The 26,358-nt window shown below is 73.0% G+C and carries 24 protein-coding genes; 20 read left to right on the top strand and 4 right to left on the bottom strand.

All coding sequences use genetic code 11. The annotated features are described in order from the left end of the window. Positions 1 to 17: 17 nt before the first annotated feature. Positions 18 to 1,946, top strand: a complete 1,929-nt coding sequence (locus tag ABZ928_RS49320; protein ID WP_361535482.1) for a beta-ketoacyl synthase N-terminal-like domain-containing protein — start codon at positions 18 to 20, stop codon at positions 1,944 to 1,946. Continuing rightward, positions 1,943 to 2,785: a 4'-phosphopantetheinyl transferase superfamily protein gene (locus ABZ928_RS49315; protein ID WP_361535479.1), complete on the top strand. Its 843-nt coding sequence runs from the start codon at positions 1,943 to 1,945 to the stop codon at positions 2,783 to 2,785. The genes ABZ928_RS49320 and ABZ928_RS49315 overlap by 4 nt, the downstream gene beginning before the upstream one ends. A gap of 36 nt (positions 2,786 to 2,821) precedes the next feature. On the opposite strand, the gene ABZ928_RS49310 is transcribed toward ABZ928_RS49315, so the two are convergent. Together ABZ928_RS49310 and ABZ928_RS49305 are read right to left on the bottom strand one after the other, a co-directional pair. Then, entirely contained in the window at positions 2,822 to 3,793 is a 972-nt protein-coding gene (locus tag ABZ928_RS49310; protein ID WP_361535476.1) for an AfsR/SARP family transcriptional regulator, read from the bottom strand. Then, positions 3,790 to 4,587: an alpha/beta fold hydrolase gene (locus ABZ928_RS49305; protein WP_361535473.1), complete on the bottom strand. Its 798-nt coding sequence runs from the start codon at positions 4,585 to 4,587 to the stop codon at positions 3,790 to 3,792. Before ABZ928_RS49305 ends, ABZ928_RS49310 begins: the two co-directional genes overlap by 4 nt. 283 nt (positions 4,588 to 4,870) lie before the next feature. On the opposite strand from ABZ928_RS49305, the gene ABZ928_RS49300 reads away from it, so the two are divergent. The 6 genes from ABZ928_RS49300 (at position 4,871) to ABZ928_RS49275 (ending at position 10,772) form a co-directional block, all read left to right on the top strand. Further along, positions 4,871 to 5,692 (top strand): AfsR/SARP family transcriptional regulator, encoded by an 822-nt coding sequence (locus ABZ928_RS49300; RefSeq protein WP_361535470.1) that lies wholly within the window; start codon positions 4,871 to 4,873, stop codon positions 5,690 to 5,692. Positions 5,693 to 5,925: 233 nt separating this feature from the next. Beyond that, entirely contained in the window at positions 5,926 to 6,714 is a 789-nt protein-coding gene (locus ABZ928_RS49295) for an alpha/beta fold hydrolase (protein ID WP_361535467.1), read from the top strand. Further along, the gene (locus tag ABZ928_RS49290) at positions 6,711 to 7,976 is read left to right on the top strand and encodes a beta-ketoacyl-[acyl-carrier-protein] synthase family protein (protein ID WP_361535464.1); all 1,266 of its coding nucleotides are present in this window, start codon (positions 6,711 to 6,713) and stop codon (positions 7,974 to 7,976) included. The genes ABZ928_RS49295 and ABZ928_RS49290 overlap by 4 nt, the downstream gene beginning before the upstream one ends. Continuing rightward, the gene (locus ABZ928_RS49285) at positions 7,973 to 9,178 is read left to right on the top strand and encodes a ketosynthase chain-length factor (RefSeq protein WP_361535461.1); all 1,206 of its coding nucleotides are present in this window, start codon (positions 7,973 to 7,975) and stop codon (positions 9,176 to 9,178) included. The genes ABZ928_RS49290 and ABZ928_RS49285 overlap by 4 nt, the downstream gene beginning before the upstream one ends. Before the next feature lie 56 nt (positions 9,179 to 9,234). After that, complete coding sequence (locus ABZ928_RS49280; RefSeq protein WP_361535548.1) at positions 9,235 to 9,498, top strand: acyl carrier protein; 264 nt, start codon at positions 9,235 to 9,237, stop codon at positions 9,496 to 9,498. A gap of 32 nt (positions 9,499 to 9,530) precedes the next feature. Further along, entirely contained in the window at positions 9,531 to 10,772 is a 1,242-nt protein-coding gene (locus ABZ928_RS49275) for an FAD-dependent monooxygenase (RefSeq protein ID WP_361535458.1), read from the top strand. Here ABZ928_RS49275 and ABZ928_RS49270 read toward each other — a convergent pair. Then, the gene (locus tag ABZ928_RS49270) at positions 10,738 to 12,159 is read right to left on the bottom strand and encodes an MFS transporter (protein WP_361535455.1); all 1,422 of its coding nucleotides are present in this window, start codon (positions 12,157 to 12,159) and stop codon (positions 10,738 to 10,740) included. The genes ABZ928_RS49275 and ABZ928_RS49270 overlap by 35 nt on opposite strands. 239 nt (positions 12,160 to 12,398) lie before the next feature. Between ABZ928_RS49270 and ABZ928_RS49265 the strand changes: the two genes are divergently transcribed. Beyond that, positions 12,399 to 13,313, top strand: coding sequence for an MBL fold metallo-hydrolase (locus tag ABZ928_RS49265; RefSeq protein ID WP_361535452.1), 915 nt, complete (start codon positions 12,399 to 12,401; stop codon positions 13,311 to 13,313). Positions 13,314 to 13,452: 139 nt separating this feature from the next. On the opposite strand, the gene ABZ928_RS49260 is transcribed toward ABZ928_RS49265, so the two are convergent. Then, positions 13,453 to 13,884: a nuclear transport factor 2 family protein gene (locus tag ABZ928_RS49260; RefSeq protein WP_361535449.1), complete on the bottom strand. Its 432-nt coding sequence runs from the start codon at positions 13,882 to 13,884 to the stop codon at positions 13,453 to 13,455. A 160-nt stretch (positions 13,885 to 14,044) separates the two neighbouring features. Here ABZ928_RS49260 and ABZ928_RS49255 point away from each other — a divergent pair, with 160 nt between their 5' ends. The 11 genes from ABZ928_RS49255 to ABZ928_RS49205 all read left to right on the top strand — a co-directional run bounded on the left by ABZ928_RS49255 (position 14,045) and on the right by ABZ928_RS49205 (position 26,286). Then, complete coding sequence (locus tag ABZ928_RS49255; protein WP_361535446.1) at positions 14,045 to 15,667, top strand: class I adenylate-forming enzyme family protein; 1,623 nt, start codon at positions 14,045 to 14,047, stop codon at positions 15,665 to 15,667. An 80-nt stretch (positions 15,668 to 15,747) separates the two neighbouring features. Beyond that, positions 15,748 to 16,044 carry an antibiotic biosynthesis monooxygenase family protein gene (locus ABZ928_RS49250; protein ID WP_361535443.1) on the top strand — a complete coding sequence of 99 codons (297 nt, stop codon included), beginning with the start codon at positions 15,748 to 15,750 and terminating at the stop codon, positions 16,042 to 16,044. Next, complete coding sequence (locus ABZ928_RS49245; RefSeq protein WP_361535440.1) at positions 16,034 to 17,905, top strand: FAD-dependent oxidoreductase; 1,872 nt, start codon at positions 16,034 to 16,036, stop codon at positions 17,903 to 17,905. Before ABZ928_RS49250 ends, ABZ928_RS49245 begins: the two co-directional genes overlap by 11 nt. Then, a complete protein-coding gene (fabG, locus tag ABZ928_RS49240; protein ID WP_361535437.1) occupies positions 17,902 to 18,693 on the top strand; it encodes a 3-oxoacyl-ACP reductase FabG in 792 nt (263 codons plus the stop codon). Before ABZ928_RS49245 ends, fabG begins: the two co-directional genes overlap by 4 nt. Positions 18,694 to 18,721: 28 nt before the next feature. Then, a complete protein-coding gene (locus tag ABZ928_RS49235; RefSeq protein ID WP_361535434.1) occupies positions 18,722 to 19,678 on the top strand; it encodes an aromatase/cyclase in 957 nt (318 codons plus the stop codon). Positions 19,679 to 19,974: 296 nt separating this feature from the next. After that, positions 19,975 to 21,768, top strand: coding sequence for an acyl-CoA dehydrogenase family protein (locus ABZ928_RS49230; RefSeq protein ID WP_361535431.1), 1,794 nt, complete (start codon positions 19,975 to 19,977; stop codon positions 21,766 to 21,768). Between the two features lie 31 nt (positions 21,769 to 21,799). Further along, entirely contained in the window at positions 21,800 to 22,660 is an 861-nt protein-coding gene (locus ABZ928_RS49225) for a 4'-phosphopantetheinyl transferase superfamily protein (protein ID WP_361535427.1), read from the top strand. A gap of 74 nt (positions 22,661 to 22,734) precedes the next feature. Next, positions 22,735 to 23,523 carry a response regulator transcription factor gene (locus ABZ928_RS49220; protein WP_361535424.1) on the top strand — a complete coding sequence of 263 codons (789 nt, stop codon included), beginning with the start codon at positions 22,735 to 22,737 and terminating at the stop codon, positions 23,521 to 23,523. Positions 23,524 to 23,604: 81 nt separating this feature from the next. Then, positions 23,605 to 25,710, top strand: coding sequence for a condensation domain-containing protein (locus ABZ928_RS49215; protein ID WP_361535421.1), 2,106 nt, complete (start codon positions 23,605 to 23,607; stop codon positions 25,708 to 25,710). Between the two features lie 82 nt (positions 25,711 to 25,792). Beyond that, a complete protein-coding gene (locus tag ABZ928_RS49210) occupies positions 25,793 to 25,978 on the top strand; it encodes a hypothetical protein (protein WP_361535418.1) in 186 nt (61 codons plus the stop codon). Continuing rightward, positions 25,975 to 26,286: a hypothetical protein gene (locus ABZ928_RS49205; protein ID WP_361535415.1), complete on the top strand. Its 312-nt coding sequence runs from the start codon at positions 25,975 to 25,977 to the stop codon at positions 26,284 to 26,286. Before ABZ928_RS49210 ends, ABZ928_RS49205 begins: the two co-directional genes overlap by 4 nt. The last annotated feature ends 72 nt before the right edge of the window (positions 26,287 to 26,358 follow it).

Raw genomic sequence — 26,358 nt, 5'->3', positions numbered from 1 at the left:
ACGGAGCGCACGGCGGTATGGACAACAGGGAGATCCTGACCAGGTTCAAGAACGGCAGCCTGGACCGGCAGAGCGCGGTGGCCCTCCTCACGGGGACACCGCTCGCTCCTGCTGAGACCCGGCCCGCACCCGCACCCACGCCCGCGCCTACTTCCGAGCCGTCCGGGGGAGTTGCCCCCGGAGGACCGGATCGTGCCGGCCTGGCGGTGGACACGAGTGCGGCCGTGGACGTCGGCGTGCCGTCCGAGGGCGAGGTGCCCTCGGTGTCCGTGCGGGCCGACGCGCCGGTCGACGACGGGATCGCCGTCATCGGGATCGGCGGGCGGTATCCGCAGGCCCCCGACCTGGAGACGTTCTGGCAGAACCTCCTTGATGGGCGGGACACCGCGGCCGCCGCGCCCGCGGGACGGGACGCCGGGAGCGCCGAGGACCGTGGGCATTTCCTGGAGCGCGTGGACGAGTTCGACACGGCGCTGTTCGGACTGACCGATGACGAAGCCGTCCTGACCGATCCTCAGGAGCGGCTCTTTCTGCACACCGCCTGGGAGACCCTGGAGGCCGCCGGGTGCACCGGCGCCCGGCTCGACGCGCTCGTGTCGGCGGCCGGACGGCCACGCAGCCTCGGCGTCTATGCCGGGATCGGCTCCCACGACTATCTGCTGCTCGCCGCCGGACAGTGGAGCCCCGGACGGCCCCTGCCCGCCGACGGTCACGCGAGCCTGCCGGGCCGGCTGTCCGCACTGCTCGACCTCAGCGGCCCGAGCCAGTGCGTCGACGCCGGCGAGGCCTCCTTCCTCGTCGCCCTGCACCAGGCGCTCGGCGCACTGCGGTCCGGCGAGTGCGGCGCGGCCCTCGTCGGCGCCGTCGAACTGCGTCTGCATCCGTCGCGCCAGGCGCCGGGCGTGGGGGAGGGGGTCGGCGCGGTGCTGCTGAAGCCGCTCGCCGCCGCGCAGGAGGACGGGGATGTCATCCATGCCGTCATCCGGTCGACCTCGGTCGCTCACCTCGGGCGCAGCGCGGGGTACGGCGATGACGACGGCCATGTCGGCTTCCACGAGCAGGAGTTGTTCGTCGGGCCTCCTCCCGCCGAGGGCGGCACGCTGCATGAGTCCGGACGGACCGTGCGCGGCGAGGTCGGGGACGCCGGGGCCGCCACCGGCGTCGCGGCGCTGACCCGGGCCGTGCTCCAGGCGCGCGGCGGGACGCTCGCCGGTGCGGGGGAGAAGGGCGGGGCCGGTTCCTGGGAGCGGCCGCGGCGGGCCGACGGGGGCGAATTTCCGCGTCGGGCCTCTGTCGTGGTGCGCGGTGCCTCGGGTACTGAGGCGCGGGCGGTCGTCGAGGAGTATCTGGCGGCCGAACCGGGCGTCCTCGCGGAGCCGGAAGAAGGCGACGGGCAGCCGCAGTTGGTGCTGTTGTCGGCGCCCACCCCTGAGCATCTGGTCGACACCGCGCGGCGGCTGGCCGACTGGCTCACCGCTCGTGGACGGCCTGCCGGTGCGCTGCCCGGACTTGGTGCGCTGGCCCGGGAGCTGCGGTCCGGGCGGGCCGTCCTGGACTGCCGGCTCGCCATGACCGTCCACGACAGTGCCCAACTGGCCACCGCGCTCGACGACTTCGTACAGGATCCGCGGGCCGCCGTCGATCGTGCCCGGCGGTCCGGACCGGCGGCGGGGCTCGCCCGCTCCTGCGACACCCGGCAGCGGCCGGGTGGCCCACCCCTTCTCGACGACCTGCCGGAGACCCGCGACTACCTGACCGCCCTGTGGCACGGCCACCGCTTCGAGCAGTTGACCCGGCTGTGGCTGGCCGGGGTCGACATCACGCGCGTCGCGATCCCGGCCGGGCCGGTGGTGCCGCTGCCCACGAGTGCGCTGCGGCCCCGGTCGCTGTGGCTCGGCGGGGACGGCGCGGTCGGGACGGGCACGGCTGCGGAGCGGACACGATGACGATCACCGGACAGGACCGGGGGCGGACTCTGCCCGAACCGGTGAAGCTGTGGATCTGCGCCAACGACGACCTCGCGCCCGCCATCGCCGGGGTGCTCGCCACGCACTGGCTCGACGAGCACGAGCAGGAGATCGCGGGCAGGTTCCTGTTCGAACGCGACCGGCGCCAGTACCTGGTCGCGCACACCCTGGTGCGGCGTGCGCTCGCGCTGGAGGCCGGACTGGCCGAGGCCGAGCTCGTCATCTTCCGGTCCTCGCGCGGGCGGCCCTTTCTGCAAATGCCTGACGGGGGTCTGCCTCGGGGCGGGCCCGAACTCGACTTCAATCTCTCCCACGCCAGCGGCTACAACCTGCTCGGCGTGATGCGCGGGCAGCGGATCGGTGTGGATGTCGAGCGGCTGGGGCGGGACGCCAACGCCCTCGACACCATCGTGGACACCTTCGCCCCCGAGGAACGGGAGTGGGTGGCCCGCGCCGCGCCGGGGCATTCGCGCGACCGGCGCGTGCTGCGGCTGTGGACGCTGAAAGAGGCCTACTCCAAGGCGCGCGGCCTCGGACTCGGGCTGCCCTTCGACGAGTTCGCCTTCGATCTGGCCGAGGACCGCGGGGTGCAGGGGTTCCGGCCGCCAGCGGACGACCAGGCCGGGCTGTGGCGGTTCATCGAACTGGAGCCCGTCCCGGATGTGCTGGTCGCCGTCGCCGTACAGGCCGCCGACGGGCAGGATCCGGTGTTGCAGTTGCACCACGGGTTTCCCTGGGGGCGGTCGGCGCCGCGCCGGATCACTCTGCCCGAGCCGCTCGGCGGTACGTCGCTGGCCGGGGCGACGACCACGGTCTGAGCGGGGAGCCGGGTCCGTTTCGGCGGGCCGGTGCCTTTAGTTGAGCGGGGCGGTCGTGGGGCGGGCTGTTCGCAGGGCCTCGAAGCGGCGGGTCAGTTCCCGCAGTTCGTGCGACAGCTCCTCCAGGCGGCGGCCGATGCGTGCCATCTCGGCCGCCCGCAGCGCAGGGTCGTCGTAGGCCAGGTCCTGCGCGTAGTCCTCGTACGCGTACCAGTCCTCGTCCGGTACGGGGGAGGGGTGCGGGCCGTGGCGGAGCAGGGCCTCGCGGCGGCCGCGGAGGGTCGGGCCGGGTTCCACGCCGAGTTCGGTGGCGAGGCGGCGGCGTACGCGTTCGTAGACGGCGAGGGCTTCGGAGCGGCGGTCGGCGCGGTGCAGGGCGACCATCAACAGGTCGGAGAAACGTTCCCGCAGGGGGTGCTCCTCCGCCAGCCGCTCCAACTCGCCGGTGATGCCGTCGGAGCGTGCCGAGCGCAGTCTCGCCTCGTAGAACGCCTCCAGGACCAGCAGGCGCTGCTCCTCCAGCCGGTCGGCCTCCGCCGCGCAGAGGGGGCCGCCGCGGCAGTCCGCGAGCGCCGGGCCCCGCCACAGGGACAGGGCTCGGTCCAGGAGGGCCGCCGCACGGTCGGGGTCGGAGGCGGCCGCGGCGCGGCCCTCCGTGGACAGACGGCGGAAGTGATCGGCGTCCGTTGTCGCTTCGCCGAGGCGCAGGAGGTAGCCCGTGGGCTCGGTCACGATCGTCTCGTGGGGTGCCGGGCCGTCCTGCGGGGTGAGGAGTTTGCGCAGCCGGGCCACGTGGGCCTGTACGGCGTTGGCCGCGCTGCGGGGTGGGTGGGCGCCCCACAGTTCGTCGGCGAGACGTTCCACGGAGACGGTGTGTCCGGCCTCCACCACCAGCGTGGCCAGCAGGGCCCGTTGCTTGGCGCCCGGCGGTACGACCCGTCGTCCGGTGCGCGGGTGGTGCACCTCCAGCGGGCCCAGGAGGCGGAACTCGGTGTCCGCCCCGGTCATCGGATGCCCGCGACCGCGCCCCGGGTCCGCAGCGCCGTGTGCACATCGGCGGTGACCTGGGCGGCCAGGGCGTCGAGGTCGTCCTGGAAGTAGAAGTGGCCGCCGGGCAGGACCCGCAGGCCGAGGAAGTGTGCGCTGCGCTCGGCCCATGGCGCGATGCTCGCGGGGGGTGCCGCCCGGTCGTCGGCGCCGGCGAAGGCGGAGAGGGCGACCGGGAGCCGGGTGGGCGGTGCCGTGCGCAGGCCGCGCAGCACGGCGAGGTCGGCGCGGATGGCGGGGGCGAAGACCTTCCACAGGTACGGGTCGTCGAGCACCTGGGGCGGGGTGCCGCCGAGCGCGGCCAGCTGGTGGCGCAAACGGGTGTCGGAGAGGGCCTCGTCGAGGAGTTCGGGGGTCTTGTCGTCCGGGTGCGGGGCGCTGAAGGCGGAGATTCCCAGCCACACCGGCGGAGTCAGCCCTTCCGCCAGAATCCGGCGGGTCAGCTCGTAGGCGACCAGAGATCCCATGCTGTGGCCGAAGAACGCGAACGGAGTGCGGTCATCGGTGATTTCCGGGGCGAGCCGGTCGAGGAAATACGTGACGAGGTCCCCAGCGTCGGAGATCGGCGGGGTGTCCAGCAGGGTTCCGTGGCCCGGTGCGTCCAGGGCCCGTACCTGCCAGTCGGGCGGAAAGCGGTCCGGCCAGTCCTGGAACATCAGGCTCCAGCCTCCCGCGTGCGGGAACACGAAGAGCCGCAGCCCACCGCCTGTGCCGGGCGCCTGCGGGCCGCCCGGTTCAGGGCCGGTGAATTTCATCGCGCCTCCGTCCGAACAGCGGTACCCCGAATGTGAGTCGGAATGCGTGGAACGATATCCGTGCAGTCAGCAAGAGTGTGGAATCAGGAGTTCACTCCGAGTATTTGTACAAGCGTTCTCTAGTGGTCCAACTCCCTTTGGCAATACCGCACTTGGAGGTCGGCTAGAGGTCCGCTACAGGACTTCGCTTGCTGGAAACGGGCCCGGCTAGCGTGGCTCGCGGCACAGACTTCTGGCCAACGAAAGGAACAGGACAGAGAGCTCGACCACTACGGAGGACACCGTGAGGATTCAGGTTCTGGGTCCATTGAGTGCCGAGGTCAACGGGGGATCGATCGTTCCTACGGCGGCCAAACCGCGACAGATCCTGTCGCTGATGGCGCTCTATCCGGGACGGGTCATGCCCGTTCCGATGCTCATGGAGGAGATCTGGGGGACCGAGCCGCCGCAGAGCGCGCTCACCACCCTCCAGACATACATCCTCCAGCTGCGCAGGAGGCTGGGCACCGCCATGGGCCCGAGCTCTCCCGGCAGCGCGAAAGAAGTGCTGGCCACCCGGCACGGGGGGTATCTGCTGCAGATCCCCGAGAACTGCGTCGACGTGCACGAGTACGAGCGGCTCGCACGGGAGGGACAGTCCGCCTTCGAGGCGGGGGACAACGAGGTGTCGGCTCACCAGTTCAGGGCCGCCCTCGATCTGTGGACGGGGTCGGCGCTGGTCGACGTACGTGTCGGGCCGATCCTGGAGATCGAGGTCAGGCGGCTGGAGGAGAGCCGGCTGGTCACCGTGGAGCGGCGTATCGACGCCGATCTGAGGCTCGGGCGGCATGCCGAACTCATCGCCGAACTGACTGACTTGACGGCTCGTCATCCTCAGCACGAGGGGCTGCACTCGCAGGTCATGGTGGCGCTGTACCGGTCCGGGCGGCAGGCCGGGGCCCTCGAGGTCTACCGCAAGCTGCGGATGCGGCTCATCGACGAGCTCGGTGTCGAACCCTCTCCTCAGTTGCAGCGGCTGCACCAGGCCATGCTCTCCGTCGACCCGCAGCTGGACGTGCTGGCGGGGCCGCGGCGCACCTCGACCTTCGACCTCTTCGCCGCCTGACACCCACCCTCGCGACGACCGCCGCGTCGCGAGTGCGTGGGAGCGGCGGTTTCACGCCATGGGGTGTGCGGACCTGGTCCTTCCGGATCGTTGTCCGTGCTGCTCCTTCGTCCCTTCCTTCCTCCAGCCGTCGCCTGACGGGTTTTCGAGCGCTTCTCCAGGTCCGTCGGTGAGCCTCGAACGGAGGAACGCCTCGACCGAGGCGCAACGGGGGCCGCCGAAGGAGGTCGCGCATGCCCGCCGACCGGCCGGTGACGCTGTACTGCTTCGCGCACGCCGGCGCCGGGACCGACTGCTTCCGCCGCTGGCCCGACACGGCCGGGACGGACGTCGAGATCGTGCCGCTCGCCCTGCCGGGGCGGGGCATCCGCCGACGGGAAGCCCGGATCACCGACCGCGACGGACTCGTCGGCGCCTTCCTCGACGTGTTCCGGCAACACCGCCCCGAACAGGGGCCGTTCGCCCTCTACGGGCACAGCCTCGGCGGGCTCGTCGCCTACACCCTCGCCCGGGTCCTCGCCGACAAGGGGCTCCCGAAGCCCGCGTTCGTCGGCCTCGGCGCCATACCCTCGCCGGACGGCCCGCCCGCCTTGATGGACGCGGCCGACGCTCCCGACGACCGGCTCGTCGCCCTCCTCACCGACCTCGGGCTGGCCCCCGACGATCCCGCGACCGCCCCCGGCGGCGTGTGGCACCGGGTCGTGCTGCCCGTGCTCCGCGACGACCTGAAGCTGGCCGCGGCCCTGCGCGCGTCCGCCGTCGACCCCGCCACCGGCGGTCCGCTGGACGTGCCGCTGCTCGTGCTCGGCGGTGCGGACGACGCCGTCGCGCCCCCGGGAAACCTGGCCGGCTGGCAGCGCTGGAGCACCGCTCCGGTCGTCTCGCGGACCGTCGCCGGCGACCACTTCTTCGTACGAGAACGCCAGACACCCCGCATCGTGGGGCGCGCGTGCCGTGTCGCGCGACGGCTGGCGTCACCTGCTCCGCCACCTGTGCGAACGACCGTGAGGAACAGCCGATGAGGCGTGTCGTCATCACCGGGATCGGTGTCGTCGCCCCGGGAGCGACCGGAACGAAGGCGTTCTGGGATCTGCTCACCTCGGGCCGCACCGCCACCCGTCCCATCTCCCTCTTCGACGCGACCGGGTACCGCTCGCGCATCGCCGCCGAGGCCGACTTCGACCCCGCCGAGCACGGCTTCACCCCCGAGGAGGCCGAACGCCTCGACCGGGCCGCGCAGTTCGCGCTCGTCGCCGCCCGGGAAGCCCTCGGCGACAGCGGTGTCGCCGACGGGCTCGATCCGCTGCGGTGCGGGGTCACCCTCGGCAGTGCCGTCGGCTGCACCACCGGGCTCGACCGGGAGTACGCCGTCGTCAGCGACCGGGGAGCCCACTGGGCGGTCGACCACAGCAAGGCCGTACCGCATCTGTTCGACTACTTCGTGCCCAGCTCCATGGCGGCCGACGTCGCCCGGGACGCCGGGGCGCAGGGGCCCGTCGCCATGGTGTCCACCGGCTGCACCTCGGGGCTCGACTCGGTCGGGCACGCCGTGGAGCTGATCCGGGAGGGCAGCGCCGATGTGATGCTGGCCGGGGCCACCGAGGCGCCCATATCGCCGATCTCCGTCGCCTCGTTCGATGCCATTCGGGCCACCAGCCCCCGTAACGACGAGCCCGGTACGGCGTCGCGGCCCTTCGACCGCAGCCGCAACGGGTTCGTGCTGGGGGAGGGCTCGGCCGTTCTCGTTCTGGAGGAGGCCGGGCATGCGCTGCGGCGTGGGGCGCGGGTGTATGCCGAGATCGGCGGGTTCGCCAGTCTCAGCAACGCCTATCACATGACCGGGCTCAGGTCCGACGGTGAGGAGATGGCCCGGGCCATCGGGCTGGCCCTCGACGAGGCGCGGGTCGATCCCTCCGCCGTTGATTACGTCAACGCGCATGGGTCCGGGACCAAGCAGAACGACCGGCACGAGACCGCCGCGTTCAAGCAGAGCCTGGGGGCGCGGGCCTACGAGATCCCCGTCAGCTCCATCAAGTCGATGATCGGGCACTCGCTCGGCGCGATCGGGTCGCTTGAGGTCGCTGCTTGTGCGCTCGCTATTACGCACGACACCGTGCCGCCCACCGCCAACCTGCACGAGCCCGACCCGGCCTGCGATCTCGACTACACCCCGCTGACCGCCCGTGAGCACCGCACCGACACCGTCGTCAGCGTCGGCAGCGGGTTCGGCGGATTCCAGAGCGCCATGGTGCTCACCGCACCCCGGCTGAAGGAGGCCGCGTGACCGGCACCGCTGTATTCACCGGGGTCGGCGTCGCCGCACCCGGCGGGCTCGGCACCGCCGCCTGGTGGGCCGCCGCCCTCAAGGGGCAGACCGCTCTTGGGCCCGTCACCCGCTTCGACGCCTCCGGGTATCCGGTGCGGATCGCGGGCGAGGTGCGCGGGTTCGCCGACGAGGAGCATGTGCCGGGCAGGCTGCTGCCGCAGACCGACCGGGTCACCCGGCTCGCCCTCGCCATGGCCAAGGAAGCCCTCGACGACTGCGGCGCCGACCTGGAGAAACTGCCCGAGTACGCGGCGGGCGTCGTCACCGCCAGCTCGGCCGGCGGGTTCGAGTTCGGGCAGCGTGAATTGCAGGCGCTGTGGAGCGAGGGGCCCAAGCACGTCAGCGCCTATCAGGCGTTCGCCTGGTTCAACGCCGTCAACACCGGCCAGATCTCCATCCGGCACGGCACACGCGGTGCGAGCGGGGTGCTGGTGTCCGAGCAGGCGGGCGGGCTCGACGCGGCCGCGCAGGCCCGGCGTCAACTCCGCAAGGGGGCGCGGCTCGTCGTGACCGGGGGTGCCGATTCGGCGCTGTGCCCGTGGGGGTGGGCCGCTCATCTCGCGGACGGGGCGCTGTCCACCGTCGAAGATCCCGAGCGGGCCTATCTGCCCTTCGCCGCCGAGGCCGGCGGGCATGTCGCGGGGGAGGGCGGCGCGATGCTCGTGCTGGAGGACGCCGACAGTGCTCGGGAGCGCGGGGCCCGGGTGTACGGGTCGCTCGCCGGGTACGCGGCCACCTTCGACGGTGCCGGGACGCCCCGGCTGGGGGATGCGGCGCGGCTCGCGCTCGCCGATGCCGGGGTCGAACCCGGCGATGTGGACGTGGTGTTCGCGGACGCGGCGGGGGAGCGCGGCGCCGACCGGGCCGAGGCCGCTGCCATCGCCGGGCTGTTCGGGGCGCACGCGGTGCCCGTCACCGCGCCCAAGGCGATGACCGGACGGCTCCTCGCCGGCGGCTCCGCACTCGACCTCGCCGCCGCCCTGCTCGCCCTGCGCGATCAGGTCGTCCCGCCCACCCCCGGCACCCGGGAACCCGCCGCCGACTGCCCGGTCGACCTCGTCGTCGGCGTCCCCCGCGAGGGTGCCCTGCGCACCGCGCTGGTCCTGGCGCGCGGGCGCGGCGGGTTCAACTCCGCGGTCGTGCTGCGCGCGGCCCCATGAGACCACTGCACCCCGCCTGGGGCATCGCACTTGTACAACTCACCGAGGAGAACACGATGGAGCGTCTGGAACTGACCGACCTGGTCACGCTGTTGCGTGAGTGCGCGGGGGAGGAGGAGTGGACCGACCTTGAGGGGGACATCCTCGACAAGTCCTTCCTCGATCTCGGCTACGACTCCCTCGCCATGCTGCAGACCACCGGCCGTATCGAGCGGGACTACAAGATCACGTTCGATGAGGAGGCCATCGACGAGGCCGAGACGCCCCGTCAGTACCTGGAGCTCGTCAACGAACTCCTCGCGGCCCGGGCGACGGCCTAGCCATGCACCGGTCCCCGTCGCAGGACGTCACCATGCACACCGATGTACTGGTCGTCGGCGCGGGGCCCGCCGGGCTCGCGCTGACCCTCATGCTGCTGCGCTCCGGAGTCACTGTCACCCTCGCGGAGCGCAGCACCTCCCTCCGCCGTGACTTCCACGGCGAGATCCTGCAACCCGGCGGGCAGCTCGTCCTCGACCAGCTGGGCGTCCTCGAAGGGGCGTCGGCGCGTGGTGCGCGCGCTCTCGACGGGTTCCAGGTCCTCAACCGGGACCGGCTGCTCCTCGACATCGACTACCGCCGGCTGCCCGCGCCCCACAACCGGCTGCTCGCTCTGCCGCAGCCGCATCTGCTGGCCGAACTCCTCGCCGCCTGCGAGCGGCTGCCCGGCTTCACCTACCTCGACGGGCACCGCATCGGCGCGCTCGTCGAGGACGACGGCCGCTGCACCGGCGCCGTGGTCAACCGGCCCGGCAGCCGCAAGGTGACCGTACGGGCCTCCGTGGTCGTTGGCGCCGACGGACGGTTCTCCAAGACCCGCACGCTCGCCGGGATCGACTCCGGCCGCCGGGAGGTCTTCGACCAGGACGTCGTCTGGTTCACCCTGCCCGCCTCCGGGCAGCCCACCGGGCGGGTGCGCATCCACCGGGCGGGGAAGGCCGCCGTCCTCGTCCACGACACGTATCCCGACCGGCTGCGGATCGGCTGGACCCTGCCGCACGGCGGCTGGAGCCGCGTCGCCGAGCAGGGCATCGACGGCGTACGGCGTGAACTGGCCGCCGCGCTCCCGCAGTACGCGGATCTGCTGCACACGCATCTGACCGGCCTGTCCGAGCTGTCGCTGCTCGACGTCTTCGCCGCCGACGCCGCCACCTGGACCCGTGACGGACTCGTCCTGCTCGGCGACGCCGCCCACACCCACGGACCGCTCGGCGCCCAGGGCATCAACCTCGCCCTCCAGGACGCCGCCGTCCTGCACCCCGTACTCGTCGACGCCCTCGCGGACGGCGACGTACGACGGGAGCGGCTCGGTGCGTTCGAGGCGGAGCGGCGGCCCGTCGCCGAGGCCGTGACCCGGATGCAGCGGGTGCAGTCCATGGCGTTCTTCGGCAAGGGCGGGCCGGTCGCGGAGTTCATGCGGGCGCGCGCCGCGGCCGTCGTCACCAGGACTCCGGCCGGGGCGCGCATCACCTCGCGGATCGCCTACGGCCGCACCCCGGTCGGGGTGCGGACCGAGATGTTCAGCGCTGCGGTCGACGGTCCGCGGGCCGCCTGACCCCGAGCGCGGCCAGCAGGACGGCCACCGCGAACACGGCTCCGGTGGCGAAGCCCACGGACCGTGCGTCGGAGAAGTCCGAGTGGCCCGACGAGGCCGTCACCAGCAGGGCTATGCCGAGTGAACCGCCCAGTGCCTGGAGCGAGTTGAGGACGCTGGAGGCCGCGCCCGCCTCGTCCGCGCGCAGGCGGGAAGTGGCCAGTACGGTCGGCGGGATCACACAGCAGGCCATGCCCGCGCCGAGCAGGATCAGGGCGGGGACCACCCGGATCACCTCGACGTCGTCGAGGGAGGCCAGCATCAGGTTGCCGACGGCGAGTGCGGTCGCGCCCAGCGCCATCAGGCGCTTGGGGCCGAGGAGCCGCTCGGCGCGGACGGCCACGCCCGCCATCACGGCCATCGTCACCGGGATCGGCAGCAGCGTGAACGCGGTCGCCAGCGGCGACTTGCCCGCCTGCTGGAAGGACTGGCTGAGGAAGAAGTACGCGCCGACGAGTGCGCCCGGCACGGCCAGCACCGCCAGATACGCCAGCAGCCGGTCCCGGTCCGCGAACAGGCGCAGCACCACGATCGGCTGCTCGGCGCGGCGCTCCACGGCGGCGAACACGGCGAGCAGGACGAGGCCGGACAGCAGCGGGGCAGCCACCGTCGGGTCGCTCCAGTCGTGGTCGGCGGCCCGCGCGAGGGCATAGACGAGTGAGGTGGCGGCCGCCGCGGACAGCAGCGCGCCCGGCACGTCGAGGCGCCGGCCACGGTTGCGGGCCGTCTCCTCGAGGACCCGCGGGCCCAGGATCAGGATCGCCGCGCCGATCGGCACGTTGAGGAGGAGAACCCAGCGCCATGAGCCGAGCGAGGTCAGCGCGCCCGCCAGCAGCAGACCGCCCGCGGTGGAGACGGCACCGACCGCCGTGCACACCGCGATCGCCTTCTTACGGGCCGTGCCCTCCGCGAACGTGCTCAGCAGGAGCGCGAGTCCGCTCGGCGCGGCACAGGCGGCGCCCAGGCCCTGCACGGCACGGACGGCGATCATCACCTCGTCGGTGGGGGCCAGCGCGCGGGCGCCCGCGGCCACCGTGAACACGGCGACCCCGGTCAGGAACACCTTGCGGCGGCCCAGGATGTCACCGGCCCGGCCGCCGAGCAGCAGCAGCCCGCCGAACGCCAGCAGATACGCGCTGAGCACCCAGGAGGCGCCGACCGCGGAGAGGCCCAGGCCCGCACGCATGCCGGGCAGGGCGATGTTCACGATGGGGTCGTCGAGCTGGATCATCGCGTTGCAGCCGGCGATCACCGCGAGGGCGACACCGGGACGCGGGGTGCGGACGGCCGGGCCTGGCGCGCCGGGGCCGCCGCTGGTTCCTGGGCGTTCGGAGACGGACACGGACATGCTCTGCTCCCGGAAGTCGGTTCGCTGGGCTTGCACTTGGGTGCGGTGAAGCTCTCAGGAACGGCTGGAGAAGCCGTCGAGGTCTGGCAGGGCGTACGTGGGGGAGAGGCATTGGTGCCCTTGAGCCGGTGACAAGCGGAATCCGGGGCGGTCCGGTTTCACCCGTGCTCGAATCGCCCTCGACCCGGGGGCGGGAGCGTGGCCGGGGAGTCGCTTCCCGACGGCACGAAAGGCCGGACATGTCCCTGACCCTGGCGGATTCCCTCACCGAGATCGCCGACGGTGTCTTCGCCTACGTCCAGCCCGACGGGGGCTGGTGCCTGAACAACGCCGGGCTTGTCGTGGGCGCCGACGGACAGGCTGTGCTGGTCGACACGACCGCCACCGAGCGGCGGGCGCGGCGGCTGCGGGCCGAGGTTCTGCGGACCGTCGCCGAGCCGCCTCGCACCCTTGTCACCACCCACTTCCACGGCGACCACACCTTCGGGCATCGCTACTTTCCCGAGGCGCTCGTCGTGGCGCATGAGAACGCCCGTACGGACATGGCGGCGGCCGGGCTCGGTCTGACCACGTTGTGGCCCGGTGTCGAGTGGGGGGACGTCGCGCCTACGCTGCCGCATCTGACGTATCGCGACAGCCTGACGCTGCATGTGGGTGATGACCGGGTCGAGTTGATTCACCTCGGGCCCGCCGCGCACACCACCGGGGACACGGCCGTGTGGCTGCCCCGGCAGCGGGTGCTGTTCACGGGGGACGTCGTGATGAACGGGGTCATGCCGTTCTGTCTCATGGGGTCGGTGTCCGGGTCGCTGGACGCGTTGCGCAGGCTGCGGGCGCTGGAGCCGGTGACCGTGGTGCCGGGGCACGGGGCGGTCGGGGGGCCCGAGCTCATCGACGCGGACGAGGAGTACTTCCGGTGGCTGGTGCGGCTCGCTGAGCGGGGGCTCGCGGCTGGGCTGACGCCGCTTGAGCTTGCGCGGGCGGAGGGGGCGGGGCCGTATGCGGGACTGCTGGACGCGGAGCGGCTGGTGCCCAACCTTCACCGGGCCTACGCCGAGGCGGGCGGGGCGGAGGCGGGGGCGCCGCTTGATGTGGGGGCGCTGTTCCGGGAGATGGCCGAGTACCACGGGGGGCTGCCGGACTGCCACGCGTGAGCTGCGCTGGCGGTGCGGGGACGGGTTGTCTTTCGGCTGCGGCGGCGTCGTGGCTGGTCGCGCAGTTCCCAGCGCCCCTAAAAGGGGCGCTGGCGCACCGACGACTTCTGCGCCCCGCTCATCAACCTGACAGCCCCCGTCAGGCCAAGTCGTCCCTCGTCACCCTTCGCTTCGCCACCCGCAGCTCCCCCTCCTCCCGGACCAGTACGTCCTCGCACACGCACACCCGGTGCACCCGGGACGTGCCGCCTATCACCGAGGCGTAGACCGTGGTGTACGAGCGGACGTCCAGGGTGCCGTCGGGGCGTTCCAGGACGTCGATCATGCCCATGAAGTGGCGGTGGCGTTCGCCGGCCTCGGCGAGTTGGGTGCGGGCGCGGTCCGCCGCGGCGATCAGGCCGGCGCGGCCGCGTACCGGCTCGGGGAGGGTCGGTACGTCGAAGAGGGCGTTCGTGGTGAACGTCTGCGCCCAGGCCTCGGCCTTGCCCAGGTCGAGTTGCTGCATCTGGCGGGCGTAGAACCGCTGCACCTCGGCGTACCGCAGCAGGGTGGAGTCGGTGGGCTGAGGCATGGGTGTCTCCGCTTCCGTGAAGGGGCGGTCGTGGCGGTTGCCCGACCGGGCACGGACAGCTTGTGCGGCAAGGATCGAGCACGCTTCGAACCCATCTCAAGCCGCTGCCCGGATGGTTGAGGCCTCATCGAACGCTCGATTCGCGCCAGGAGGTCGCCCCGTGCCGCTCCTCACGTATCCGAGGATCCCGCTCGACGGCCTGCTGCGCCGGGCGGCGCGACGCGACCCCGAGGGCGCGGCGATCAGCGTCGAACGGGCCGGAGAGCCAGCCGTCGTGACGTTCGCCGAACTCGACCGGCAGGCCGACCGGGTCGCCCACTGGCTCGCCGGTACCTCCGCCACCGTCGTCGGGGTCGCCAATCCCCTCGACCCCGGCTTCGCCGCCGCCTACTACGGCACCGCCCGCGCCGGGCGCACCATCGCCCTGCTCAACCCGCTGCTGGGTGAGGCGCGGCTCGCGCATGTGTGTGCGGCCACCGGGCTTCAGGTCGCGTTCGTGCCGGCGTCCGTCGCCGAGCTGCTCGTGAAGATCGGGGACCGGCTGCCCGAACTGCACACGGTCGTTGTCATCGACGCCGAGGACGGGGTGGTGCCCGGCGCCGCGATTCCGCTGGGCGCGGCTCTGGCGGGCGTGCCCGAGGGGCCGTACGAGGGTGTCGCGGCGGATGTCGACGATGTGGTGTGTGTGCAGTTCACGACCGGGACCACCGGCCGGTCCAAGGGGGTGCGGCTCACCCACCGCAACCTGGTCGCCAACGCCGCGCAGATCGCCCTCGCCCATGACCTCGACGGTGACTCGGTCACCGTCAACCATCTGCCGTTGCTGCACACCATGCACCTCAACTCGGCGGTGTACGCCGGGGCTTCGCAGGTGCTGTGCGCGCTGCCCGACCCGGTGGCCTCGCTCGGGGTCGCCGCTCGTGTCGGGGCCACTCACTATTACGGGCTGCCCGCCCGGCTGACCCGGCTCGCGGGTGATGAACGGCTCGGGGAGGCGGGGACCGCGGGGGTTCCTGCCGGGGCTCGGCTGAAAGTCGTGATGTCCGGGGGGAGCGCGCTGGCGCCTGCCGCCGCGCGTCGGTTGCGTGATGCCCTGCGAGTGCCTGTCGTGCAGGGGTACGGGCTCGCCGAGCTCTCGCCGCTGGCCACCAATCAGGCGCTGGACGCCGATCCCGAAGCCGGGGCCGTCGGGCGTCCGTTGGCGGGTACCGAGTGCCGGGTCGTCTCGCTCGGGGGGCGCAGTCCCGTCGAGGTGTGGTCCACCGGTGAGATACAGATCCGCGGTCCGCAGCTGATGGCCGGGTACCTGGACGACGACGAGCCTTCGCCCGTGGACGCGGAGGGCTGGCTGACCACCGGGGATGTGGGATACCTCGACGACACCGGTGGTCTGCATCTCGTGGACCGGCTCAGTGACGTCTTCAAGTACGACAACGAACTCGTCGCCCCGAGCGCCGTCGAGCGGATCCTCGCCGAGGACGCGCGGGTCGCCGAGTGCATCGTCGTCGACTGGCCCGATCCCGTGCACGGCTCGCTCGTGTGGGCCGGGGTCGTGCTGCGGGAGATTCCCGGGGGGTACGGCGATCCCCTCGACGGGCCGCCCGGCATCCTCGACGTCCTCGACTCCATCGCCGAACGGGCCAATGCCCGGCTCGGGCACGCCGACCGGATCCGCCGGCTCGAGGCCCTCGACGCGGTTCCCCGCAACCCCGGTGGCAAGCCCACCCGCCGTGAACTGCGCAAGCGGCTGCATCTGCGGGCCGCCGCCGAGCAGGCCGCCTGACCGGCCCCCCGGCCGCAACCGCCGTATCCACCGCAACCGCCGCAACGATCCGAGCGCAACGATCCGAGGAGCAGGCCACCGTGGTCACCTTCGTCAACAAACTGACCGTGCACGGCGACATCGACACCTTCCTGGCCGTCAAGGACCGCCTCACCGCCTACATGAGCGCCCAGCCCGGCCACGTCAGCAACCAGACCCTGCGCCACGTCGGGCAGCGCAACGTGTTCATCGAGGTCGCCGTCTGGGAGGACGCCGCCTCCCATCAGCAGGCCGCGCGCAGCGAGGAGTTCCAGGCGCTCATCCAGCAGCTGGTGCCGCTCGCCGCGCCCGACCCGGGGCTGTACGAGACGGTGGAGGAGTCGGCCGGTGCCCGCTGAGTCGCGGTCCGAGGTTCTGGTCGCCGGTGCCGGGCCGGTCGGACTGACCGCCGCCCATGAACTGGCCCGGCGGGGGCTCAAGGTCCGGCTCGTCGACGCCGCCCCCGGGCCCGCCCGAACCAGTCGGGCTGTCGCCGTGCATCCGCGGACGCTGGAGACCCTGGACCAGATGGGTCTCGTCGACGCGCTGCGGGAACGGGGGCGGGAGAACCGGGCGTTCACGATGTTCGCCTCGGGGCGGCGGCTGGTGCGGCTCGACGCCGACTACTCCAGCATGCCGACCCGCTTCCCCTACACCGTGATCGTCGAGCAGACCGCCACCGAGGCCGTTCTGCGCGAGGCCGTCGCCGCTCAGGGCGTCGACATCGCGTGGGGGGTGCGGGTCACCGGGTTCGAGCAGGACGAGGACTCGGTGCGGGTGCGGCTGGAACACGCTGATGGGAGCGAGGAGATCTGCCGGGTGGACTGGCTCGTCGGCTGCGACGGCGGGCACAGCACCGTCCGCAAGGAGCTGGGGCTGCCGCTGATCGGGGAGAGCCGCGACACCTGGATGCTCGCCGACGCCCCGGTGCGGACCGACCTCGTGCCGGACAGCATCTACTGGGTGCACACCGGCAGCCAGGCCATGATGATGGTCCCCTACGCGCGCGCCGGACACTGGCGGCTGCTCGACACCGCCCCCGGGGAGCGCGGGGCGGAGACCGCGGTGCGGCGCTTCTCCGAGGAGTTGAGCGCCGGGCTCGGGACGTCCGTCGCCGTCGGGGAACCCGAGTGGACCTCCGTGTTCACCTTCCAGCAGCGCATGGTGCCCCGCATGCACGAGGGGCGCGTCTTCGTCGCCGGTGACGCCGCCCATGTGCACAGCCCGGCCTCCGGGCAGGGCATGAACACCGGGATCCAGGAGGCGTACAACCTCGCCTGGAAGCTCGCCGACGTCGCCCGCGGGTACGCGGGGCGCGCCCTGCTCGACACCTACAGCGAGGAGCGGGTGCCGATCGGGCGGGCGCTGCTCGGGTCGACCCGTACCGCCACGTTCCTGGTGCAGTTCAAGAACATGATGGCCCGCGTCATGCTGCCGGTCGTCTTCACCGTCGTACGCAATGTGGGGCCGCTGCGGCGGGCCATCCAGCGCAAGGTCCTCGGCGGGATGTCCGGGCTGCGGATCGGGTACGGCGACTCCTCGCTGAGCCTGCCGGCCGACAAGCCCCGCTCCGGGCGGGCGGGGGTTTCGCGGCGGGTCCGGCCGGGTGCGTGGTCGGTGCCGTTGTACGACGCCGGGTCCGGGCAGCCGCTGCCGTCCGGCACGTCGAGGCGTAGGCCGGATGCGTTGTCCCTGCCCTTGTACGACGCCGGGGCCGGGGTGCCGCTGGCCTCGGGTGGCCGGCGTGGGGCGGGTCCTGCGGCGGGGGAGCGGGTCGCCTCCGCGGCCGCCGTGCGGGCCGGGGCGGTCGGGCCGGATGCGCTCGCCGCCGAACTGCGGGATGTGCGCTGGACGTTGCTGTGTGCGGCGGGCGGTGCCGCCTCGAACAGCGCGGCGCTGCACGCGGCGGTCGTGCACGGGGACTGGCTGTCCGTACGGACCGTCGGGGAGCGGCCGGGTGCCGCGCCGCATCCGCTGCCCGATCCCGGGCGGGTGCTGCGGGACGCGCTCGGTCTGGATGCCGGGGGGTGGCTGCTGGTCCGGCCCGACGGGTATGTCGCCGCCCGTGGTCAGCTGCTGACCGGGGCTGGGCTTGAGGACACGCTCACCGAACTCGGGCTCGGCGCCGGGGACTTCGTCCTCCAGGGTTCCTCGTCCGCCCCTCCAGCGGACCGGGACACGGTGTTGAGCATCAGCGCAGGACAGGAGGCCCACCGATGACGACAGCGACCGAGCCGAGGCCCGTGGCCCTGGTCACCGGGGGCACCAGCGGCATCGGACTGGCCGTCGCCCGGGAGCTCGGGCAGCGCGGTCACCGTGTCTTCCTGTGCGCGCGCACCGAGGACAAGGTCAAGCAGACCGTCGAGGATCTGCGCGCCGAGGGCCTGGAGGTCGAGGGGGCCGTCGCCGACGTGCGTTCCGGCGAGTCGCTCGCCGCCCTGGTGCGGGCGGCCGTCGAGACGTTCGGGCCGATCAGCGTGCTGGTCAACAACGCCGGACGCAGTGGCGGCGGGCCCACCGCGGGCATCAGCGACGAGCTGTGGCACGACGTCATCGACACCAACCTCACCAGCGTCTTCCTGCTCACCCGGGAGGTCCTCAACCACGGCGGCATCACCGGCGTCGACAACGCCCGGATCATCAACATCGCCTCCACCGCAGGCAAGCAGGGCGTCGTCCTCGGCGCGCCCTACAGCGCCTCCAAGCACGCCGTCGTCGGCTTCACCAAGGCCCTCGGCAAGGAGCTCGCCCCGGCCGGGATCACCGTCAACGCGGTCTGCCCCGGCTATGTCGAGACACCCATGGCCGAGCGGGTCCGGCAGGGGTACGCCACCGCCCTCGGGACCACGACCGACCAGGTCCAGGAGCAGTTCGAGGCGAAGATCCCGCTCGGCCGCTACTCCACCCCGGAGGAGGTCGCGGGCCTCGTCGGCTACCTGACGTCCCGTCAGGCAGCGTCCATCACCGCGCAGGCGCTCAACGTCTGCGGCGGGCTGGGCAACTTCTAGGACTGGTCGAGAGAGGGTGCAAAGACACATGGCCGCCGAGCGAGTGCACACCACAGCGCACCACGTGGACGTCGCCGCCCCCGCCGGTGTGGTCTACGGCCTGATCGCCGACGCCACGCGCTGGCCCTGGTACTTCCCGCCCAACGTCCACGTCGAGCAACTCGAGTTCGACGGGCGCAGCGAGCGGCTGCGGATGTGGGCCACCGCCAACGGGACGGTCAGGTCCTGGACCTCCAGCCGGCAGCTGTTCCCGCAGGACCGGCGGATCACCTTCCGCCAGGACCTGCCGGCCGCCCCCGTCAAGAGCATGCTCGGCACCTGGATCGTCGAGGAGCTCGGCGCCCAGAACTGCAAGCTGACGCTGCTGCACGACTTCACCGTCGAGGGCGACGACCCGGCCGGTGTGGCGTGGGTGGAGCAGGCGGTGGAGTCCAACAGCCGCAAGGAACTGGGCAATCTGAGCCGGATCGCCGAGCAGTGGAGCCGCCTGGACGAACTGATCCTCGTCTTCGAGGACTCGGTACGGGTGCGCGGCGGCGCCGAGCTGGTCTACGACTTCCTGTACCAGGTGGGGCAGTGGCCCGAGCGGGTCCCGCACGTCTCCCGCCTGGACGTCAGTGAGGACGAGCCGGGGGTGCAGGTGATGTCCATGGACACCACCACCGCCGACGGCTCGACCCACACCACCGAATCGGTCCGCGTGTGCTTCCCGCACGCCGGCCGGATCGTCTACAAGCAGACGGTCACGCCCGCGCTGATGACGGCCCACACCGGCGAGTGGTCCGTCGTTCCGGACGAGAACGGCGTCACGGTCACCTCGCAGCACAGCGTCGTGCTGCGGGAGGAGAACGTGGAAGCCGTCCTCGGCCCGGGCGCGACCGTCGCCGACGCCCGCCGCTATGTGCGCGAGGCGCTCGGCCGCAACAGCCTGGCCACGCTCGAACTGGCCAAGCGCCATGCCGGGGCAGCGGTCCGCATGCTGTGACGGGCGGCGTTCCGCTGTGACAGTGGCGTTCCGCGGGCCCGCGTCGAGGAGGACCGGGTCCGCGGACGCCTGTGTGGGGCGCGGGGTGAGCGGCCTCGCCGCCGCTCACCCCGCACCCCTCTGCTATCCCCCGGGAAAACGCAGTGTGCCCGCTGCTCCAGCAGGACGCGAGTCCACGTCAGTTCTCTTCCCAGCGCTCTTTGATGGGCTGTCCGCGGGGCCGGGTGCCGGGCCGTGGTCGCGGGCGGCAGCCCGGAGCCCGAGGGTGGGACGGCGCGGTCCGGTGGAGGCGGTCCATGACGAAGGAGTTGATCCACGCCACCATGGCCACCACAGCCGAGACGTTCGCGGCCCGCACCGACCGGGTGCAGCCCCGCGGCCACGAGGAGAGTGCCGCGCTGAACCGCGCCGCGCGGCTGGAGTCACTGCTGGGAGACCCCCACGACCCGGCCAACCCGCACGGCCTCAAGGCCCTGTTCGCCGCCGACGACCGGCGCGAGACCCCCGCGGAGACCGAGCAGCTGCTCGCCGAGGCCGGTCTGGGCGCCGAGTTCGTGCCCGCCGAGTACGGCGGCCGCCTCACCCGCGCCGACCTGCTGGCCAAGGTGCTGCGCCCGGTGTTCCGCCGGGACGTCGCCCTCGGCTTCGGCTCCGGCATCACCTCGCTGTTCGCGACCTCCGCGGTATGGGCGGCCGGTACCGAGCGGCAGCGCCGGGACACCGCCCGGCTGCTCACCGAGGACGGGCGGGCGTCGATCCTCCACCACGAGCTGGCGCACGCGAACGCCATCCTGCGCGACGAGTTCACCGCCCGGCCCGCGCCCGGCGGGGGCCGGCTGCTCAGCGGCCGCAAGGACGTCATCATCAACGCCGCCCGCGCGGACGCGTTCGTCGTCTACGCCCGGACCGATGCGGCGCGTACGCCGCGCAGTCACTCCGTTCTTCTTCTTGATCCCGATCAGCTCGGGGCGGGTGTGCGGCATCTGCCGCGGATCGAGACCACCGGGATGCGCGGGTGCCAGTTCTCGGGGCTGGAGTTCACCGACTGCGCGGTGCCCGAGGACACGCTGGTCGGCCGGCCGGGGGAGGGGGTGGCGCTGGCGCTGCGCACCTACCAGGTCAACCGGTGTCTGATCGCCGGGACCGTCGTCGCGGCCGCCGACACCGTGCTGCACTCCGCCGTGCGCGCCGTCACCGCCGGGCGCTCCCGCCCCGTCGCCCGCCGCTGGCAGGCGCCGCTGACCGGGGTCTTCGCCGATCTGCTGGCCTGCGACAGCATGGCGACCGTCGCGCTGCGCGCCCTGAGCCTGCTGCCCGACCGCACCCATGTGCTGGCCGCCGCCGTGAAGTACGTCGTGCCCGACCTGCTGCGGGAGAACCTGGAGGAACTCGCCAGCGTCCTCGGCTCGCGCGGCTACGAGCGCGGCGGCTCCGAGTACGGCGCCCTCGACAAGCTGGTGCGCGACCTGCCCGTCGCCGGGCTCGGACACGCCGGGACCGCCGCCTGCCAGGCCGTGATCGTGCCGCAGCTGCGGTCCCTCGCCGAGCGGTCCTGGTTCGCGGAGGAGGAGCCGCCGCCCGAGCTGTTCCGCTCCGGGGCCGAACTGCCCGCCCTGGACTACCGGTTGCTGTCCATCGCGGGTGGCGGTGACTTCCTCGCGGCCTCCCTGCTGGGCTCGGCCGCGCGGCTCGCCAACGTGCGCGGGGTCGGCGGGCAGATGACCGCGCTCGCCGATCTCGCGGAGGCCTTCGTCACCGAGCTGCGCGCCCTGCGCGAGGCCTGCCGAAACCTTCCTGCGATCACTCCGGGAAGCCTCGCCGACCCCGCCGTGTGCGTCCTCAGCGACCGCTACGCCCTCGTCCTCGCCGCCGCCGCCGTCCTCGGCGTCTGGGAGGGCCAGGACGGCTCCGACCCCTTCCTCGCCGCCCCCGCCTGGGCCGTCCTCGCCCTCTCCCGGATCGGCGGCCGCCTCGGGATTCCGGTGCCGGACCTGCCCGAGGGGTGCGTGGAGATGGTCCTGGAGGAACTCGTCAGCCGCTTCCGCGCGGGACGCTCGTGCGACCTGGACGCGACGGCGCCCGCGCAGTGAGCTCCCACGACTCGACACGAAGGGCACGGCGATGACCGAGAACGATCAGCGCATCACACCGCCCGTGCACATCAGCGGTCCCCGCGGGCCCTGGCAGCAGGTGCGGGAGGGCATGGAGGTGCGCGGGAACGCCACCGTGTGCACCACGTGGGGGGAGTGGCTGCCCAGCATCACCGGCGATCCTGGGCTGCGTGCTCTTCTCGGGCGGGACTGGCAGCGTTACCGGCGTACTCCCGATCCGGTCGTGCGGACCCGGTTCGCCGCCTCGCGCCTCGCCGTGAAGTACACCGCCGCGGCCGCCCTCGCCCTCGACCCGGGGGACATCGACCTCGCCTACCGGCTCGGCGGCCGGCCCTATTTGCGGGGCTTCGATCAGATCGACGTCAGCCTCACGCACACCGACGAGCTGATCGCCGTAGGCATCAGCAGGCTCGGGCGGATCGGCGTGGACACCGAACCGGCCGGGCGGCGGATGTCGTTCGAGCTGATGCAGGACCATGTCTGCACCTTTGACGAGAAGCAGGAGCTCGCCCTGCTGTCCGAGGACGAGCAGTCCGCGGCGATGCTGCGGCTGTGGACCCTGAAGGAGGCGTACACCAAGGCCATCGGGCAGGGACTGCGGCTGTCGTTCACCGAGTTCGGGTTCGGGGTCGGCAGCCCCGCGCTGCTCGCTCCCGACGGCCGGCCCGCCGCCCGCGGCGAGTGGGCCTTCGGGACCTGGCCCACCCTCGGCCGCTACCTCGTCAGCATCGCCTGCCACGACACCGGCCTCGACCCCTCCAAGGACACCCGCGTGGAGACCATGCTCGACGACGGCTTCCTCGGCGCCGTCGCCGAACTCGTCGCGCTGGAGCACCGGGAGCAGCAGTCGGAACCGCTCGCGGAACGCTAGACGAACGCCACAGGAAACCGGGAGGCGCCGCGCGCGCCACTACCGTGGCCGGTGTCGAGTGTGAGGAGGCAGCCATGGACGAGCGGCACGCCACCCTGCACGTACTGCCCACCGCCCAGGCCCTGACCAGAGCGTGGGCGGACGAGCCGGACCCGGCCCCCGCGACCACCACCGCAGGCGCCCCGGTGCGGGTGCATGTCGTCGGCGCCGACCCGCTGGCGCGCACCGGTATCCGCACCCTTCTCGAAGGGCATCCGGGCATCCGTGTCACCGGTGAGTCCGGTCCGGGACCGGAGGCCGCGACCGCGCTGCGCTCCCGCCGCCCCCACGTACTCGTGGCGCACGGACCCCTTGCTGCCGACCGCGCCCGCGAGCTGACCCGCGCCGCCGGGGACGGCGTACGGCTGCTGACCATGGGCGATGCCGCGCCGGGGGCGCCCGGGATGCCTGGGTCTGGAGGGCTGGCCCATGGGCATCTGCCCGCCACCGCCACCGCGGGGCAGCTGGCCTCCGCCGTTGTGCTGGCCGCCGCCGGGTACACCTTCGTCCATGAGACGGCGCGGTCGGTGCATCGTGCCACCGCCGCCGCCAGCGCCCGGGAGTCGGGGGAGTCCCGGGGTTCGCAGGGCTCCCAGGTGTCGCAGGTCTCCCGTGTCAGCCCCGATCAGCTCACCGACCGCGAGTGCGAGGTGCTCGAACTGCTCGCCCGGGGACTGTCCAACGGCGAGATCGCCGCCCAGCTCTCCCTCTCCGAACACACGGTCAAGACCCATGTGCAGAACCTGCTGCACAAGCTGCGCCTGCGCAACCGGGTCCACGCGGCGATCTACGCGTTCGAGACCGGCCTGCGCCATCCCTGCTGACCCGTGTCAGCGCCGTGTCAGCGGCACGTGGCGCGGCCCTTCATGATCGAAGGTCCGTGAGCCAGGAGAGGAGGACAACCGATGCCGACGGATCGCTCCCCGGCACCGACCATGACCGTGGTCCTCGACCCCGGACACCACACCCTGGAGTCCCGGCCGGTGCTGGAACTGCGGGGCCGGCTCGACATGGCCCTGTTCCGGGCCGCGCTCGACCGGATCGCGGCCGGCCATCCCACGCCGTTCACCGACGAACTGCGGCTGCACCGCCACGGCCCCGAGCACCACACCCTCGAACTCCCCTCCCCGGCCGGTGATCCCGCGCCCTACCCGGCCGGGCTCCTCGCCGACCTCATCACCAGCACCCCGGTCGCGGCCCCCGACCCGGCGTCCGTCACCGAGGGCGAGGGCGTACGGACCAGCGCGTACGGGCCGCTGCCGCAGACCTTCGCGGTGACCCCGTTGCAGCGCGAACTGCTCGCCGACGCGAGCGGCGGCCCCGACCACCAGATCGAGCAGCTCGCCTGGCGCTGGCACGGGCCGCTGGACCGCGGCCGGTTCACCGCCGCCTGGCAGGCCGTGTTCGAGTGCGAGACCGTCCTGCGGTCCGCGTTCGTGTGGGACCCGCACCCCCGTGCCGTCCTGTTCGACCACTGCGAACCCGACGTCACCGACCACCCGCACGGCACCTACGCCGGCCGCGAGCACCTCCTCGCCGCCGAACGCGCCCGCGGCTTCGACCTGCGCCGCCCCGGGCTCCTGCGGATCGCCCTGCTCGCCGGACCGCCCGTCCGCTCGGCAGACTCCGTCGACGAGGAACCGCCCACCGAGGTCGTCCTCACCTTCCACCGCGCCCTCCTCGACGGCTGGAGCGTGCGCGTCCTGGTCCGCGAGTTCTACCGCGCCTACCTCGCCGGCGGCACCCTGCCCGGCGGTGAGCGCCGGCCCGACCTGCGCGACTACACCCGCTGGCTGGACCGCCAGGACCCCGGGCCCGCCCGGGACTTCTGGCGCCGCACCGCCGCCGTCACCGCGCCCGTCCTGCTGCCCCGCGCCGCCCCCGGCACCCGCACCGGCCACGACGGCGCCGGCCGCAGCCGCACCCGGCTCTCCCGGGCCGAGACGACCCGGCTCGCCCACTGGGCCGCCCGCTGGGGCGCCACCGAGTCCAGCGCCCTGCACGCCGTGTGGGCGATGCTCCTGTACCGGGCCTCCGGCGCGCTGCGCGGGCCCGTCCGGGTCGGCTTCGGCGTCTCCTTCTCGGGCCGCGGCATCCTCCTGGAGGACATCGAGCGGATCCCCGGCCCCTTCGCCGGGCCGCTGCCGCTGACCGTCGTGGTCGACCCGGCCGACACCGTGGCCCGGCTGCTGCGCACCCTGCGGGACCGGGTCCTCGACATGGCCGCCTACGAGTGGACCTCGGCCGGCCGGATCCAGGAGTGGCTGGGCCGGGAGGGTGCCGAGCCCGCCGAGACCCTGCTCGCCTTCGAACATGCCCCGCGCCGCGACGACCGCATCACCGGCGCCCTCGCCGCGCACGGCGTGCACGTCGAACACCCGGTGCCCGCCGCGGCCCGCACCGCGAGCGCGCTCGGCGTGGTCGCCCACCACGACGGACGCGGCGGACTGGTGCTCTCCGCCGTCCACGACCGCGAACGCCTTGAGGACGACAAGACCCAGGCCATGCTCGTCGAAGGCGCCCGCCTGCTGCGCCGACTGCCCTACGGGGTACGGGAGTCGACCACCGTCGGCGAGGTGATCGGCGCCCTCGGTGACCCGGAACTGCCCCGCGTGCACGACCGCGCCCAGGCCGAGGGCCTGCTCGTCCCGCTGCGCCCGGCGACCCTGCCGGGCCGGGCCACGCTCTGCCTCGTCGCCGCACCCGGCGCGCCCGACGCCTGGCATCACGCCCTGGTGCGCTCCTACGACGGTCCCGAGGCGCTGTTCGTCCTGCGGGCGTCGGCGGCGGACGTCCCGGGCGCCGCCGCGGCCGCGCTCGGCCCGGTCGCCGGACCGGGCGGCCGGCTGGTGCTGGGCGGGTTCTCCGGGGCCGGTGCCATCGCGTACGAGCTCGCCCGCCACCTGGTGGCGGAGGGCGGGGCGTCGCCGCTGGTGGTGCTCGGCAGCGGCGAGGACGAGGACGGGGCGCGGGAGCTGGCGCGGGCGCTGCGGGAGGCGGCGGCGGACTGACGTAGGCGAATGAGTGTTCGACTGGGGTGGGTCTGGTGTTCGGGACTGTCGTGACGGCGATGCTGCCACTAGATTTGGTGGCATGACTGCCATCACCCTGCGGATCCCGGACGCCATGGACAAGGCGCTGCGCGACGCCGCCGCCGACGCGCCCTCGCTCAACGACTACATCCTGCGCGCCGTGCGCCGGCAGATGACCCTCGACGCCGCCCGCAAGCTCGCCGTGCTCGGCCCCCTCGACCTCGACGGCGAGGGCGACGCCCTGTGAGCCTGCGCAAGGGGGACGTCTACGACGTCGACACCGGCAAAGGCGTGCGCACGGTGCTCGTCGTCAGTCTCGACGGGCTCGCCGAGGCGTACGGGGCGGTCGTCGCCCTCGTGCTGCACGCACCGGCCTCCCACCCCGACACCGCGATGAGCGTGCGCCTGACCTCACCGCTCGACGCGTCGGTCGTCGCCGTGAATCTGCTCCAGCTGGCCGCCTCCCGGTTCGAGACGGCCACCGCGCACGGCAACATCGGGCCCGAGCAGCAGGCCCTCGTCGACAACGCGCTGCGCGCCGTCCTCGATCTGTGAGCCCGTGCCGCCGCGCGGCGCCGGAATCAGCGCCTGGGCCAGCCGATGTCGTCCTCGTCGGACAGGAACGGG

The organism is Streptomyces sp. NPDC046909, from assembly GCF_040644695.1.
In the GTDB taxonomy this organism is placed as follows: domain Bacteria; phylum Actinomycetota; class Actinomycetes; order Streptomycetales; family Streptomycetaceae; genus Streptomyces.
The sequence above is the reverse complement of the archived record's forward strand: the minus strand, read 5'-3'. Positions and strand labels throughout refer to the sequence as shown.

Coding starts and splice junctions, on each gene's coding strand:
- ABZ928_RS49230 (WP_361535431.1), top strand. CDS start 19,975: ATGACGAAGGAGTTGATCCACGCCACCATGGCCACCACAGCCGAGACG.
- ABZ928_RS49215 (WP_361535421.1), top strand. CDS start 23,605: ATGCCGACGGATCGCTCCCCGGCACCGACCATGACCGTGGTCCTCGAC.
- fabG (WP_361535437.1), top strand. CDS start 17,902: ATGACGACAGCGACCGAGCCGAGGCCCGTGGCCCTGGTCACCGGGGGC.
- ABZ928_RS49295 (WP_361535467.1), top strand. CDS start 5,926: ATGCCCGCCGACCGGCCGGTGACGCTGTACTGCTTCGCGCACGCCGGC.
- ABZ928_RS49275 (WP_361535458.1), top strand. CDS start 9,531: ATGCACACCGATGTACTGGTCGTCGGCGCGGGGCCCGCCGGGCTCGCG.
- ABZ928_RS49310 (WP_361535476.1), bottom strand. CDS start 3,793: ATGACCGGGGCGGACACCGAGTTCCGCCTCCTGGGCCCGCTGGAGGTG.
- ABZ928_RS49320 (WP_361535482.1), top strand. CDS start 18: ATGGACAACAGGGAGATCCTGACCAGGTTCAAGAACGGCAGCCTGGAC.
- ABZ928_RS49305 (WP_361535473.1), bottom strand. CDS start 4,587: ATGAAATTCACCGGCCCTGAACCGGGCGGCCCGCAGGCGCCCGGCACA.
- ABZ928_RS49260 (WP_361535449.1), bottom strand. CDS start 13,884: ATGCCTCAGCCCACCGACTCCACCCTGCTGCGGTACGCCGAGGTGCAG.
- ABZ928_RS49220 (WP_361535424.1), top strand. CDS start 22,735: ATGGACGAGCGGCACGCCACCCTGCACGTACTGCCCACCGCCCAGGCC.
- ABZ928_RS49270 (WP_361535455.1), bottom strand. CDS start 12,159: ATGTCCGTGTCCGTCTCCGAACGCCCAGGAACCAGCGGCGGCCCCGGC.
- ABZ928_RS49210 (WP_361535418.1), top strand. CDS start 25,793: ATGACTGCCATCACCCTGCGGATCCCGGACGCCATGGACAAGGCGCTG.
- ABZ928_RS49225 (WP_361535427.1), top strand. CDS start 21,800: ATGACCGAGAACGATCAGCGCATCACACCGCCCGTGCACATCAGCGGT.
- ABZ928_RS49235 (WP_361535434.1), top strand. CDS start 18,722: ATGGCCGCCGAGCGAGTGCACACCACAGCGCACCACGTGGACGTCGCC.
- ABZ928_RS49280 (WP_361535548.1), top strand. CDS start 9,235: ATGGAGCGTCTGGAACTGACCGACCTGGTCACGCTGTTGCGTGAGTGC.
- ABZ928_RS49290 (WP_361535464.1), top strand. CDS start 6,711: ATGAGGCGTGTCGTCATCACCGGGATCGGTGTCGTCGCCCCGGGAGCG.
- ABZ928_RS49265 (WP_361535452.1), top strand. CDS start 12,399: ATGTCCCTGACCCTGGCGGATTCCCTCACCGAGATCGCCGACGGTGTC.
- ABZ928_RS49315 (WP_361535479.1), top strand. CDS start 1,943: ATGACGATCACCGGACAGGACCGGGGGCGGACTCTGCCCGAACCGGTG.